This is a genomic window from Amycolatopsis sp. A133, from assembly GCF_031082405.1.
Taxonomy (GTDB): domain Bacteria; phylum Actinomycetota; class Actinomycetes; order Mycobacteriales; family Pseudonocardiaceae; genus Amycolatopsis.
Genome location: NZ_JAVHJU010000075.1, coordinates 74,221 through 86,980, shown reverse-complemented (window position 1 = coordinate 86,980; position 12,760 = coordinate 74,221). Strand labels below are relative to the sequence as shown.

The following is a 12,760-nucleotide window of genomic DNA, read 5'->3' as shown; positions in this document are numbered from 1 at the left end:
ATCATGAGGATGCTTCTCGCGGCCGTGGCCGTGCTCGCCGGGCAGGTCTCGAGCGGCGGGGTGCAGCCGGATCCGCCCAGCTGGGGGCTGGACCGGATCGACCAGCGCACCGGCCTCGACCACGCCTACCACTACGCGAGCGACGCCTCGGGCGTCACGATCTACGTGATCGACAGCGGCGTCGACGCGAAGCACCCCGACTTCCAGGGCCGGGTCGCGCCCGGGCGGGACTTCCTGAACGGCGGCACCGACACCACCGACACCAACGGCCACGGCACCCGCCTCGCCGGCATCGCCGCGGGCAAGGACCACGGCGTCGCGAAGGGGGCCCAGATCGTGCCGGTGCGGGTGCTCGACTCCGGTGGCGGCGGCGCCATCGACCGGATCATCGCCGGGATCGACTGGGTCGCGCAGAACGCCCAGCAGCCGGCGGTCGCCGTCCTCGGCATCGGCGGGGCACCGAGCGACCAGCTCGACGCCGCGGTGAGGCGGCTGGCCACGGTCGTGCCGATCGCCGTCCCCGCCGGCAGCGAGACCGCCGACGCGAGCGGCTTCTCGCCGGGCCGGGTGCCCGAGGCCCTGACCGTCGCGGCCTCCGACACCCAGGACCGGCCGGACCGGACGTCGAACTCCGGCCAGGCCGTCGACCTGTACGCCCCGGGCGCCGACATCCCGGCCCCGGTCGCGGGCGGCACGGGCGCGGGCCCGGAGTCGGGCACGTCGATGGCGGCGGCGTTCGCGGCCGGCGTGGCGGCGCTCCACCGCGCCCAGCACCCCGGCGACACCCCGGCCCAAGTGGACGAAGCCCTGGTCCGCGCGGCGACGCCGGATGCGCTCCAAGGGGTTCCGGCCGGCACCGCCAACCGGCTGCTTTACGCGCCGCCCGGATCCTGAAAAGCTGCCCAAGCACCTCGCCCGGCAACCTTCGGCGGCGCATGATGTCCATCACCCGGGACTGAACTCCCGCAGAGCGGGAAGAACCGGGTAACGTGCGGTGACTTACCGATCCAAGAGGGAAGGACCGGGCATGTTCCGCAAGGTTCTGGTGGCCAACCGCGGGGAGATCGCGATCCGGGCATTCCGCGCCGGCTACGAACTCGGTGCGGGGACGGTTGCCGTGTTTCCGCACGAAGACCGCAACTCGCTGCACCGCCTGAAGGCCGACGAGGCGTACGAGATCGGCGAACCCGGTCACCCCGTGCGCGCCTACCTCTCGGTCGACGAGATCGTCGCCGCGGCGAAGAAGGCGGGGGCCGACGCCGTCTACCCCGGTTACGGCTTCCTGTCGGAAAACCCCGATCTCGCGCGGGCGTGCGAAGAAGCGGGGATCACCTTCGTCGGGCCGAGCGCCGACATCCTCGAACTCACCGGTAACAAGGCCCGGGCGGTCAAGGCCGCGCGCGAGGCCGGCGTGCCGGTGCTCGGGTCGTCCGAACCCTCCAGCGACGTCGACGCGCTGGTCGCCGCGGCCGAAGACCTCGGCTTCCCCGTCTTCGTCAAGGCCGTCGCCGGCGGTGGCGGGCGCGGGATGCGCCGCGTCGAGGACCCCGCCCTGCTGCGCGAGTCCATCGAGGCCGCCGCGCGCGAGGCCGAGTCCGCCTTCGGCGACCCGACCGTCTTCCTCGAGAAGGCCGTCGTCGAGCCGCGGCACATCGAGGTGCAGATCCTCGCCGACGGCGCGGGGAACATCATCCACCTCTACGAGCGCGACTGCTCGGTGCAGCGGCGCCACCAGAAGGTCGTCGAGCTCGCCCCGGCGCCGAACCTCGACCCGGAGCTGCGGATGCGGATCTGCGCCGACGCCGTCAAGTTCGCCCGGCAGATCGGCTACCGCAACGCCGGCACCGTCGAGTTCCTGCTCGACAAGCAGGGCAACCACGTCTTCATCGAGATGAACCCGCGCATCCAGGTCGAGCACACGGTCACCGAAGAGGTCACCGACGTCGACCTCGTGCAGTCGCAGCTGCGGATCGCCTCCGGCGAGACCCTCGACGACCTCGGCTTGAGCCAGGACAAGATCTACCTGCGCGGCGCCGCGCTGCAGTGCCGCATCACCACCGAGGACCCGGCCAACGGCTTCCGCCCGGACACCGGCATGATCTCCGCCTACCGCTCGCCGGGCGGCTCCGGCATCCGGCTCGACGGCGGCACCGCCTTCTCCGGCACCGAGATCAGCGCCCACTTCGACTCGCTGCTGGTCAAGCTGACCTGCCGCGGCCGCGACTTCAAGACCGCCGTCGGCCGCGCGCGCCGCGCCGTCGCCGAGTTCCGGATCCGCGGCGTCGCCACGAACATCCCGTTCCTGCAGGCCGTGCTCGACGACCCCGACTTCCGCGCCGGGCGCGTCACGACGTCGTTCATCGAGGAGCGCCCGCACCTGCTGACCGCGCGGACCTCGGCCGACCGCGGCACGAAGCTGCTGACCTACCTCGCCGACCAGACGGTCAACAAGCCGCACGGCGAGCGCCCGAAGACGCCGGACGCCACCCTGAAGCTGCCGAAGCTGCCGAAGGACGCCCAGCCGGCGCCGGGCTCGAAGCAGAAGCTCGTCGAGCTGGGCCCGGCCGGGTTCGCGGAATGGCTGCGGAAGTCGCCGCACATCGGCGTCACCGACACGACGTTCCGCGACGCGCACCAGTCGCTGCTCGCCACGCGTGTCCGGTCGAAGGACCTGCTGGCCGCGGCGCCGGTCGTCGCGACCACCCTGCCGCAGCTGCTGTCGCTGGAGTGCTGGGGCGGCGCGACCTACGACGTCGCGCTGCGGTTCCTCGCCGAGGACCCGTGGGAGCGCCTCGCCGCGCTGCGCGAAGCCGTGCCGAACATCTGCCTCCAGATGCTGCTGCGCGGCCGCAACACCGTCGGGTACACGCCGTACCCGACCGAGGTGACGACCGCTTTCGTCCAAGAGGCCACGAAGACCGGCATCGACATCTTCCGGATCTTCGACGCGCTCAACGACGTGGAGCAGATGCGCCCGGCCATCGAAGCCGTGCGCGAGACCGGCTCCGCCGTCGCCGAGGTGGCGCTCTGCTACACCTCGGACCTGTCGGACCCGGGCGAGAAGCTCTACACGCTCGACTACTACCTCAAGCTGGCCGAGCAGATCGTCGGCGCCGGCGCGCACGTGCTGGCGATCAAGGACATGGCCGGGCTGCTGCGCGCGCCCGCGGCGACCAAGCTCGTCACCGCGCTGCGCAAGGAGTTCGACCTGCCGGTGCACATCCACACCCACGACACCGCGGGGGGTCAGCTGGCCACCTACCTCGCGGCGATCAACGCGGGCGCGGACGCCGTGGACGGCGCGGTGTCGTCGATGGCGGGCACGACGTCGCAGCCGTCGCTGTCCTCGATCGTGGCGGCCACCGACCACTCCGCCCGCACCACCGGTCTCGACCTGCAGGCGATCGGCGACCTGGAGCCGTACTGGGAGAGCGTGCGCAAGATCTACGCGCCGTTCGAGGCCGGGCTGGCGTCGCCGACCGGGCGGGTCTACCACCACGAGATCCCCGGCGGGCAGCTGTCGAACCTGCGCACGCAGGCCATCGCGCTGGGCCTGGGCGACCGGTTCGAGGACATCGAGGCGATGTACGCCGCGGCGGACAAGATCCTCGGCCACCTGGTGAAGGTGACGCCGTCGTCCAAGGTCGTCGGCGACCTCGCGCTGCACCTGGTCGGCGCGGGGGTGTCCCCGGCGGACTTCGAGGCGGAGCCGAACAAGTTCGACATCCCCGACTCGGTGATCGGCTTCCTGCGCGGCGAGCTCGGCGACCCGCCGGGCGGCTGGCCGGAGCCGTTCCGCACCAAGGCCCTCGAAGGCCGGGCCGCCGCGAAGCCGGTCGTCGAACTGTCCGAAGAGGACCGCGCGGCGCTGGCCGAGCGACCGCGCCGGACGCTCAACCGGCTGCTGTTCCCGGGGCCGACGAAGGAGTTCGAGGCGCACCGCGAGGCCTACGGCGACACCTCCGTGCTGCCCAGCAAGGACTTCTTCTACGGGCTGCGGCCGGGCGAGGAGTACCCGGTCGACCTCGAGCCGGGCGTGCGGCTGCTCATCGAGCTGGAGGCGATCGGCGAGGCCGACGAGCGCGGCGTGCGCACGGTGATGTCGACGCTGAACGGCCAGCTGCGGCCGATCCAGATCCGCGACCGCTCGATCGCTTCGGACATCCCGGCGACGGAAAAGGCCGAGAAGGGCAACCCGAAGCAGATCGCGGCGCCGTTCGCGGGCGTGGTGACGCTGCAGGTGGCCGAGGGCGACACGGTCGAAGCCGGGGCGACGGTCGCGACGATCGAGGCGATGAAGATGGAGGCGTCGATCACGGCGTCGGCCGGCGGCAAGGTGGGCAGGCGGGCGATCACTTCGGTCCAGCAGGTCGAGGGCGGAGACCTGCTGCTGGTCCTCGAATAGCCCGTCGTGAGTGGTAAGGCGGGCTAGAACCCGCCTTACCACTCACGACCCGCGATACCCTCGGCGGATGCTGATCAACGCGGTACCGCAACGGCAGGGCGCGGCCGGGCCGCGCGCGGCGGAGCTGCCGGACGGCTGTGTGGCGCTGGCGGAGCTGGCCGGGCACGTGCTCGGCCGGCCCGTCCACCACGTCCGGCAGACGCGTTCGGTGTCCGGGGTGGACCGCGGGATAGCGTCGCGCGCGGAGCTGACGGGCCCGAACCGCGCGGCCCAGCTGGCGGCCCTGGAGGCCCCGGGCGGCCCGGTACTGACGATCGGCGGAGACTGCGGCGTCGAGCTGGTGCCGATCGGCGTGGCCCGCTTCCGCCACGGCCCCGGGCTGGGCGTCGCGTGGTTCGACGCCCACCCGGACCTGAACACGGCGGCGACCTCCCCATCGGGCGCGTTCCACGGGATGGTGCTGCGCTCGCTGTTCGGCGAAGGCGATCCGGAGTTCGCGGCGGACCCGGCGTTGACACCCGGGAACGTGGCCCTCGCCGGAACACGGGTGTTCGACCCGGAGGAGCGGGCGGTGGTTTCGCGGGGGCTGGTGGTGACGTCCGTGGACGCACTGGCGGGTGTGGAGAAGCTGTACGTGCACGTGGACCTCGACGTGCTGGATCCGGCGGAGTTCGCGGGGCTGAACTACCCGGAGCCGGGCGGCTGGACGATCCCGCGGCTGGTGGCGGAACTGGACGCGTTGGCCCGGTTCGAGGTCGTGGGCGCGGGGATCACGGAGTGCGTGGGGACGCCGCGCGAGGTCGAGGTCCTGGAGCCGGTGGTCGCCGCGGTAGGCCGGCTGCTCGTGAGTGGTAAGTAGGGTTCTAACCCTCTTTACCACTCACGAGCGGTAGGCCGCGCGGACCGCGTCGAGCGCGGCCTCGAGGTCCGTGCCGAGGTCGCGGGCCTGGGCCGCGAACTCCGCGGCCGCCGCGGCCAGCAGCGCTCCGGGGTCCGGACGGCCCGATGGCACCGTCACCACCGTGCCGCGGGCGCGGGCCGTGGCCACCCAGCCCGCCGCCTCCAGCTCGCGGTACGCCCGCGCCACCGTTCCCGAGGCCAGGCCCAGGTCGCGGGCCAGCTGGCGGATCGGGGGCAGCCGGGTTCCCTCCGGCAGCGCGCCCGTCGTGACCGCCCGGATCACCTGGTCGTGCACCTGCCGCCAAGGGGCGAGGCCGTTCTCCGTGTCGACGACGATCTTCACGCCGCGGCCGGCAGCCGCTTCGGTGGGGCCGTCACCGCCAGGAACGCCGCCAGCCCCGCCACGACCGCCAGGAACGACACGAAGTTCCCCGCCGGCCAGCCGACCGCCGTGCACGCGCCGATGCCCAGGCCGACCGCCACGCGCGCGCTGCGGCAGCGCAGCGCCAGGTCGGCGCGCGGGTCGCCGACCGCCGGGCGGCGGACCGCCAGCAGCGTGATGGCCGCGCTCACCAGCGCCGTGCCCGCGGCCACCGCCAGCAGCTTCCACTGCGCCGTCAGCCCCAGGTGCAGCAGCGACGCCGCGGCCGCCAGCCCGCCGAGCACCAGCACCCACACCGGGACGATCCCCAGCAGCGTCCGCGGCGCCAGCACGGCCTCCCGGCGCGGGCCGCGGGCCGGGCGCTGCGCCAGCAGCTCGGCGATCAGGCCGCCCAGCAGCAGCGTGGCGAGGATCGAGCCCGTCGTCGTGTCGTCGAGCAGCGGCGGGATCGCGAGGAAGAGCCACGGGTACCAGAGCCGGCGCCGCTTGAGGTACCGGACGGCGAGCGCCACCTCCGCGGCGTCCGGGTCCGGCACGCCCCACCGCTCCAGCAAGCGCTTACCGTGCTTCGGCCCCGGCCAGAGCACGATCAGGATCGCCAGGCCGAACAGTCCCATGATCAGCGCGACCCCGAGCACGTTGTCCCACGGCATGCGGCTCCTCCTCGTCTTGTATCAACCACACGATACAAGAGCCCGGCGTTACCGCAGCGCGAGCCGCTCGTCCGTTCGTACGCACGTTCTTGTGCACTCGGCGGGGCACTTGTCAGCCGATCGCAGCCGGACCCGGTGAACTTGTCACCGCGATGACAAGAAATCGGTTTTCCTTCACGGGAGTGACACGTTTGGCGTTAGTTTTTCGATGTGTCGGTTGTCACCCCGCAACAAGCGCGGGGTGCCCGGTCGCGGGGTGCCCGCGACCGGAGTCCCGGGGCGGAGCGAAGGAGCTGCGATGTCGGTGGAGCGCGGATTCGATCACGCTGCGCCGCCACCCGCCGCCCTGCCACGCAAGCTCGCCGACATCCTGCGGCCCGAGCTGGCCAGCCTCGCGGCCGAAATCGTCGACGAGATCCGCGCGACCATCCCCGCCTACGCCCGGCCCCTCGACGGGCCCTACGGCAAGTCCATCCGGGCCGGCGTCGAGTACGCGATCACGCTGTTCGTCGCGCAGATCGCCGATCCCACCGTGTCGAAGGAACAGTCCCACGAGGTGCACCACCGCCTGGGGCAGAACGAAATGCGCGAGGGCCGCAGCCTCGACACCCTGCAATCGGCCTACCGGGTCGGCGCGCGGGTGTCGTGGCGGCGGATCATGCGCGTCGGGCGGCGCAGCGGCCTTTCCTCGGCGGTGATGTCGCAGCTGGCCGACGCGATGCTGGCGTTCATGGACGAGCTCGCGTCCGTCGCCCTCGACGGCTACCTCGAGGCGAAGGCCCGCACGGCGGGAGCGCTCGACACCTGGCGCCGCAAGCTGCTCCACCTGATCCTGGAGACGCCGCCCGCGTCGCCCAAGGCGATCGCCGAGCTGGCGCAGCTGATCGGCTGGCCGGTGCCGTCCGACGCGACGCCGGTGGCGGTCTGCCCGGCCGGCGGTGTCGCCCCGGCCCGCCGGCACGCCGGGCTGGACGCGGACGTCCTCGCCGAACTGGACACCCCCGACCCGAAACTGGTGATCCCCGGCGAGCTGAGCGGCCCCCGGCTGGCGGCGCTGCAGGTGGCGCTGCCGGACTGCCGGCTGTCGATCGGCCCGTGCGTCCCGCTCGCCTCGGTCGCCGATTCCCTGCGGTGGGCCCGCAACGCGCTGCAGCTGGCCGAGCGCGGCGTGCTGGCGCCGCGCCCGGTGCTGCGCGCCGAGGAACACCTGGCGACGCTGCTGGTCAACTCCGACACCGGCCTGGTCGGCACGCTGCGGCACCGCCTGTTCGCCCCGCTGGCCGACATGACGGGCAAGCAGCAGGAGCGGCTCCTGGAGACGCTGCGGGCGTGGCTGGACAGCCAGGGCAACGTGGTGGAGATCGCGGAGCGCCTCGGCGTCCACCCGCAGACGGTCCGCTACCGCATGCGCCAGCTGCAGGCGACTTTCGGGGACAGCCTGAAGGACCCGGCGGCGCGCTTCGAGATGGAACTGGCGTTGCGGGCCGGTGCGGCGCCGTTGCCGTTGCGGTACCCGGTGAGCGACCTGCTGCCGTCACCGCGGTCGGGCGGTTCGCGTCCACAGTGGACGTCGCCGTAGCCGGGGCCCGCACGGGCCCCGGCGACGGCGGGCCTCACGGGGCGTCGACCTGCCAGGAGGCGTCGGCCGCGTAGCCGTTCGGGGTGTCGTACGGGTGCTGGCCGCTGGAGTCGGCCGCCCACACCTGCGTGGTGTACTGGCGCAGGAACCTGCCCCGGGCGCTGTACGACTCCAGTGTGACGCCCGAGCTGCGGGCCGCCGTCGTGACGACCGGGGTGGGCGCGGAAGCGGTCTTCGCGTCACTGTTCGAGTTCCCGCTGCGCATCGGCGCGGCCCTCGGCGGCGCGGACGCCGAGGCGTTCCGGACCTGCGGGGCGGTCCTGGGCAGGCTGTTCCTCCGTGTCGAGGACGTCTTGGCCCTGCGGGGCGAGCGGACGCGGCTCGACGCCACCCTCCCCGACCTGCTCGACGGCCGGATCTCGGCCCTGCCCGAGCTGCTCGCCGTGCCGGGCCTGACGGCCGGGGCACTTCCGGCGCACGCCCTTCGCGTCGCCGTGGCGGCCGGGCGAAAGGCTTCCGCGGAGTTCGAGCAGGGGTGCAACCGGCTCCCGGACCCGTTCGCCCGGAGCCTGATGAGTGCCGTCGGGGCTTGGGTGGCCGCTCCGGTCGAGTGACCCAAGCCCGGACGGCTCAGCGGCTCTTGCGGAAGACTTCCGGGGGGATCGGCGTGACCGGCGGGCAGTTGCGGTGGTCGGCTTCCGCGCACAGCGGGATGATCGTGAGCCGCGCCGAGGCCTGGTTGCCAGGACCGGAGTTCTGGCCGGTGAACAGCGAGCTGAGCTTCTCGGCCGCTCCGCAGTTCTTGAACGGGGGGAGGGTGAAGCCCCGGAACTTCGGGTCGGGGTTGTTCGGATCGGTGCGGATGAAGCCACCGCCGAACGGGTCGTACTCGCCCATCATGTCGATCGGCATCGGCGTCTCCGACACGCAGTCCGGGCCGGCGTCCAGGGGGACGCCGTTCACCTTGACGTCGCTCAGCCGCGAGACCACTTCGAGGTGGTTGCGCAGCAACCCGTCGAACAGCGTCCCGAACGAGTGAATCATCGTACTGTCCCGGTAGTCGACCGGAAGGAACTCCACGGTCGCACTGATCGGCAAGAAGCCGTAGCCCAGGTAGGACACCGTCACCGGGGCGAAGGCCAGCTCACCGGTGATCTCGCTCCGGACGGGGAAGCCCCCCGAATCCGTGATGTTCAGCCAGACCCCGTTCGCCAGTGCGGCCGGCTTGCTGCGGATCGTTGCGCCGGTCTTGGCGATCGTGCTCGTGTTGTCGACCTGGTTCGGCTGCAGCGGCAGCACCATCGTGGTGGTGTCGTCCGGCGGCGGTTCTTCGTCGAGCAGGGAGTGCTTCTGCGGGCCGGCCGGGCGCGGACCGGGTACGGCCTTCTTCTCCGGTGCCGGCTTGCCCGCCGCGGTAGGGGCGGCCGCCAGTACCGCCACCGAGCCGAAGGAGAGGTCTTGGCCGCCGTCGGCGGCGCAGGTCACCTGCTCGGCGGGCTGGTCCGGGGGCGCACCGGTGAGGCCGAGCGCGAGCTTCGGTGCCGTCACCCGGATCCGCAGCACGCCGGCGGTGGACGGGGAGAACGCCGGGAGCTTTCCGGTGGCCACCAGCGAGAGATCGCCTTCGGCGGGCAACCCGGTGGCCGCGATGGTCATCGGGACGGTGCGGGTGTCCTTGACCTTTCCCTGCTCCAGCAGCAGCTGGAAGGTCAGTCCGCCTTCGAGGGTGCTGCCGGTGCCGAGCAGCTGCTGCGCGGCGGCCCGTGGCAGGGAGAACGTCACGACCAGGCCGTCGATGGTCGCCGGCTGCCCCACGGTCATCGAGGCGGGCAGCGACGCAGTCGTCTTCACGGCGAGCTCGAGCGGCCCGACCGGGGCGGCGAACGGGCACGTCGTGGCCAGTGTCTTGGTCAGTTCGTGCCGTCCGGACGCCCCGGCGCCGTCCGGTTCGGCCGGCGCGGCCGAACCGGTGCCGGTGAACGCGCCGGTGGTGACCGACACCGCGCACGCCAGTGCGATCGCGCCGCGGGTCGCCGTCCGCCGGGTCAGCCGTCGGGCCATGCCGTGCTCCTGTCCGTGCTGCTGGGGAACGAACCGTAGGGATGGCCGGGGCCCCGGCCATCCCTACGGTAGTGCTTCACCCGGTGATCAGGGGGTGATGACGAAGTCGGGCGAGAACGCCTTGTTCTGCGCCGGGCTGGTGGTCTTCAGGGTGCAGCTCATGTTCCAGTTCGCCCAGGTGTTGTTGGACGCCTTGTGGAACTGCAGCGCGGCGGTGATCGGCGAGCCGAGCGAGAGGGTGTCCGTACCGCTGGTTGCCGGAGCGGTGTAGGTCGGCACCGTCGAGCTCGCGTCCTGGCTGATGTTCACCGTGATCGGCCCGCCCGCCGGGTAGATCGTCTCCGGGATGTTCAGGTTGGTCGCCGGTCCGGACACCGAGCCGCGGGCCGCGGTGACCGGCACGGTCGCCTTGCCGCGGATGCCGTCGTAGCCGACGGCGGTCAGCAGCGAGTGGACCGCGGCGGAGATCGTCGCGGTGCCGCCGACGTTGGTCGGCACGGCGGTGCCGTTGACCGGGATCGAGTCCGGGCCGGTCAGGAACGCGGTGATCGCCACGTCCTGCTGCGGGATGCCGGGGAACGTGCAGCGGTGGAGGGCCGCGGCGTTGTAGGTCGTGTCGGCCGACGCGACGCCCGCGGTCAGCATGCCGAGCGTGCTGACGATGGCTGCGGTGGTGACGGCCTTCAGGGACAAGCTCTTGAGTCGGGTCATGACTGTCAATCTCCTTTGATCATCCAGTTGACGTCTTGGCCGGCGCTGCCCACGCGCCTCGCGGACCGATCGGTACCGCGAATACCCCCGGGGATTTCCCTGGCTCAGCCCTGACCCTCGCGAGGTGGCTGTGAGAAATAAGGTTACTCGCCAGTCGGTTGCGCAACAAGCGTGTGACGTACCGGAACCGGCAGTGGTCCTCCCGGCCACGATTTTTGTCAACAGCGGAGTATTCGCAGAGGACTCTTGGTGGGTGCTTGACAAAGAACTCGACGGGTGTCGTTCGGCGATTGTCCGGGTTAGTATCTGGGTGCGCGCCTGCACCGTAACCCGCGCGAATCGATTCAGCGAAAGAAGATACCGTGGCCGAAGTCTTCCGTTTCCAAAGCGCGTCCCGCCGGTCCGCTGTGCTGGCGGCCGCGGCACTGGTCGCAGCCCCGCTCGTGCCGTCCGCGTCCGCTTCGGCCGAGGGCACCGGCGGTGTCCTGGAGTGGGGTTACTCGAACTACATCTCGGGGCCGTCGCCGGACGCTCTCGACGGCGTGACCGCGGTGTCCATGGGCAGTATGGACGCGATGGCGCTCAAGGACGGCCAGGTCCTGGTGTGGGGTGACAACAACTTCGGCCAGACGGAGGTGCCGGTGGCGGCGGCGTCCGGCGTCAGCGCGATCGCCGCCGGCTGGGCCCACGAGCTCGCGCTCAAGAACGGTGGCGTGCTGGCCTGGGGAAACGACTGGTACGGCCAGACGGACGTGCCCGGCGAGGCGAAATCCGGCGTCGTCGCCATCTCCACCAGCGCCATGCACAGCCTCGCGCTCAAGGCGGGCGGCCGCGTCGTCAGCTGGGGCCTGCGCACGGACGTCCCGGCGGCGGCGACGTCCGGCGTCACCGCCGTATCTGCCGGTGGTGACCACAGTCTCGCCCTGAAGAACGGGGGGGTCATCGCGTGGGGCAGCGACAACTTCGGTCAGTCGGATGTCCCGGCCGACGCACAATCGGGTGTCACGGCCGTCTCCGCCGGTCACCAGCACAGCCTGGCGCTCAAGGACGGCCGGGTGATCGCCTGGGGCCGCAACGACAACCATCAGGCCGAGGTTCCGGACACCGTCCAGTCCGACGTCGTCGCCATCGACGCGGGCTGGACGTTCAACCTTGCGCTCAAGAGCAACGGCGACATCGTCGGCTGGGGTTCCAACGACCAGCTGGAGAGCGACCCGCTGAGCAACGGCATCTGCGGTCCGCTGCTGGCCGCCTCGGCCGGCGACCGGTTCAGCGTCGTGCTGAAGACGGATCCGTCCGCACCCTGCTGACCGGAACGCGGAAAGAGGGGCTTCCCGGCCGGGAAGCCCCTCTTTCCGCGTTCCGGCGGATCAGCCTTCGGTCTTGGCCGCCAGGTCCAGCGAGATCGTGTTGCCCGGCCCGGAGACCAGGGCGCCCAGCGCCAGGTCGGCGATGAAGCAGTTCTTGAAGTCCGGGATGGTGTAGGTGCCGGTCACGGTGAACTTCGGGGCGAAGATGTCGACGTCCTTCGCGCTCAGGTCCAGGTCGAGCGGCTTGCTCGCCTTGCAGCTGCCCGGCACCGTCGGCAGCGGGATCACCGGGACCAGCAGGCCGGCCCAGATGTCGTAGATCTCCATGTTCGCCTGGGCGTGCGTGGTCAGCGTGCCGTCGGCGAGGGTGCCGGTGGCGGGGCCGGTCGGGGTGATCTTGACCTTCGCCTTGATCTTGAACAGGCCCGACACCAGGGAGATGTTCGCCTGCGACGGCGGCAGCGACAGGTTCGCCCGCAAGCCCACCGAGCCGGTCTGGTCATCGATGATCAGGGCGCCGTCGAGGTTGCCCGGGCCGAGGGTCATCGCACTGCCGGTCTTCTTGACCACGGTGCTGCCGGTGACGGTGTAGCCGACCGGGATCTCGATCACGTCGGCCGAGGCGGGTACGGCGGCAACGCTCATCGCGATGCCCGCGGTCGCCACGACCGCGGCCGTGCGCGCCCATTTCCGGCCGTTCTTCCGAGTGCGCAACAAAGTGGGCATGCCAACTCTCCTTCGAATTGTGCAGCGGTGGAA

At 71.7% G+C, this 12,760-nt stretch carries 11 protein-coding genes; 6 read left to right on the top strand and 5 right to left on the bottom strand.

Annotated elements, in window-relative coordinates:
- Window positions 1-9 precede the first annotated feature (9 nt).
- The 3 genes from Q5425_RS43710 to Q5425_RS43700 all read left to right on the top strand — a co-directional run bounded on the left by Q5425_RS43710 (window position 10) and on the right by Q5425_RS43700 (window position 5,264).
- Window positions 10-894 carry a S8 family peptidase gene (locus tag Q5425_RS43710; protein ID WP_308678357.1) on the top strand — a complete coding sequence of 295 codons (885 nt, stop codon included), beginning with the start codon at window positions 10-12 and terminating at the stop codon, window positions 892-894.
- Window positions 895-1,027: 133 nt separating this feature from the next.
- The gene (locus Q5425_RS43705) at window positions 1,028-4,405 is read left to right on the top strand and encodes a pyruvate carboxylase (protein WP_308678335.1); all 3,378 of its coding nucleotides are present in this window, start codon (window positions 1,028-1,030) and stop codon (window positions 4,403-4,405) included.
- Window positions 4,406-4,472: 67 nt separating this feature from the next.
- Window positions 4,473-5,264 carry an arginase family protein gene (locus Q5425_RS43700; protein WP_308678334.1) on the top strand — a complete coding sequence of 264 codons (792 nt, stop codon included), beginning with the start codon at window positions 4,473-4,475 and terminating at the stop codon, window positions 5,262-5,264.
- 21 nt (window positions 5,265-5,285) lie between these two features.
- Here Q5425_RS43700 and Q5425_RS43695 read toward each other — a convergent pair whose 3' ends face one another.
- Both Q5425_RS43695 and Q5425_RS43690 read right to left on the bottom strand, forming a co-directional pair.
- Window positions 5,286-5,648, bottom strand: a complete 363-nt coding sequence (locus Q5425_RS43695) for a GntR family transcriptional regulator (protein ID WP_308678333.1) — start codon at window positions 5,646-5,648, stop codon at window positions 5,286-5,288.
- The gene (locus Q5425_RS43690; RefSeq protein ID WP_308678332.1) at window positions 5,645-6,340 is read right to left on the bottom strand and encodes a hypothetical protein; all 696 of its coding nucleotides are present in this window, start codon (window positions 6,338-6,340) and stop codon (window positions 5,645-5,647) included. The genes Q5425_RS43695 and Q5425_RS43690 overlap by 4 nt, the downstream gene beginning before the upstream one ends.
- A gap of 298 nt (window positions 6,341-6,638) precedes the next feature.
- Between Q5425_RS43690 and Q5425_RS43685 the strand changes: the two genes are divergently transcribed.
- Together Q5425_RS43685 and Q5425_RS43675 are read left to right on the top strand one after the other, a co-directional pair.
- The gene (locus tag Q5425_RS43685) at window positions 6,639-7,919 is read left to right on the top strand and encodes a helix-turn-helix domain-containing protein (protein WP_308678331.1); all 1,281 of its coding nucleotides are present in this window, start codon (window positions 6,639-6,641) and stop codon (window positions 7,917-7,919) included.
- Between the two features lie 131 nt (window positions 7,920-8,050).
- Entirely contained in the window at window positions 8,051-8,533 is a 483-nt protein-coding gene (locus Q5425_RS43675) for a hypothetical protein (protein WP_308678358.1), read from the top strand.
- Between the two features lie 16 nt (window positions 8,534-8,549).
- Here Q5425_RS43675 and Q5425_RS43670 read toward each other — a convergent pair whose 3' ends face one another.
- Together Q5425_RS43670 and Q5425_RS43665 are read right to left on the bottom strand one after the other, a co-directional pair.
- Complete coding sequence (locus Q5425_RS43670) at window positions 8,550-9,980, bottom strand: DUF6801 domain-containing protein (RefSeq protein ID WP_308678330.1); 1,431 nt, start codon at window positions 9,978-9,980, stop codon at window positions 8,550-8,552.
- Between the two features lie 87 nt (window positions 9,981-10,067).
- Complete coding sequence (locus Q5425_RS43665; protein WP_308678329.1) at window positions 10,068-10,691, bottom strand: DUF6801 domain-containing protein; 624 nt, start codon at window positions 10,689-10,691, stop codon at window positions 10,068-10,070.
- 362 nt (window positions 10,692-11,053) lie between these two features.
- Here Q5425_RS43665 and Q5425_RS43660 point away from each other — a divergent pair, with 362 nt between their 5' ends.
- On the top strand, window positions 11,054-12,001 hold the full coding sequence (locus Q5425_RS43660) for a hypothetical protein (RefSeq protein WP_308678328.1): 948 nt from the start codon (window positions 11,054-11,056) through the stop codon (window positions 11,999-12,001).
- A gap of 60 nt (window positions 12,002-12,061) precedes the next feature.
- Here Q5425_RS43660 and Q5425_RS43655 read toward each other — a convergent pair whose 3' ends face one another.
- Window positions 12,062-12,727 (bottom strand): hypothetical protein, encoded by a 666-nt coding sequence (locus Q5425_RS43655; protein WP_396135373.1) that lies wholly within the window; start codon window positions 12,725-12,727, stop codon window positions 12,062-12,064.
- Window positions 12,728-12,760 lie beyond the last annotated feature (33 nt).

Coding starts and splice junctions, on each gene's coding strand:
- Q5425_RS43710 (WP_308678357.1), top strand. CDS start 10: ATGCTTCTCGCGGCCGTGGCCGTGCTCGCCGGGCAGGTCTCGAGCGGC.
- Q5425_RS43705 (WP_308678335.1), top strand. CDS start 1,028: ATGTTCCGCAAGGTTCTGGTGGCCAACCGCGGGGAGATCGCGATCCGG.
- Q5425_RS43700 (WP_308678334.1), top strand. CDS start 4,473: ATGCTGATCAACGCGGTACCGCAACGGCAGGGCGCGGCCGGGCCGCGC.
- Q5425_RS43690 (WP_308678332.1), bottom strand. CDS start 6,340: ATGCCGTGGGACAACGTGCTCGGGGTCGCGCTGATCATGGGACTGTTC.
- Q5425_RS43685 (WP_308678331.1), top strand. CDS start 6,639: ATGTCGGTGGAGCGCGGATTCGATCACGCTGCGCCGCCACCCGCCGCC.
- Q5425_RS43670 (WP_308678330.1), bottom strand. CDS start 9,980: ATGGCCCGACGGCTGACCCGGCGGACGGCGACCCGCGGCGCGATCGCA.
- Q5425_RS43665 (WP_308678329.1), bottom strand. CDS start 10,691: ATGACCCGACTCAAGAGCTTGTCCCTGAAGGCCGTCACCACCGCAGCC.
- Q5425_RS43655 (WP_396135373.1), bottom strand. CDS start 12,727: ATGCCCACTTTGTTGCGCACTCGGAAGAACGGCCGGAAATGGGCGCGC.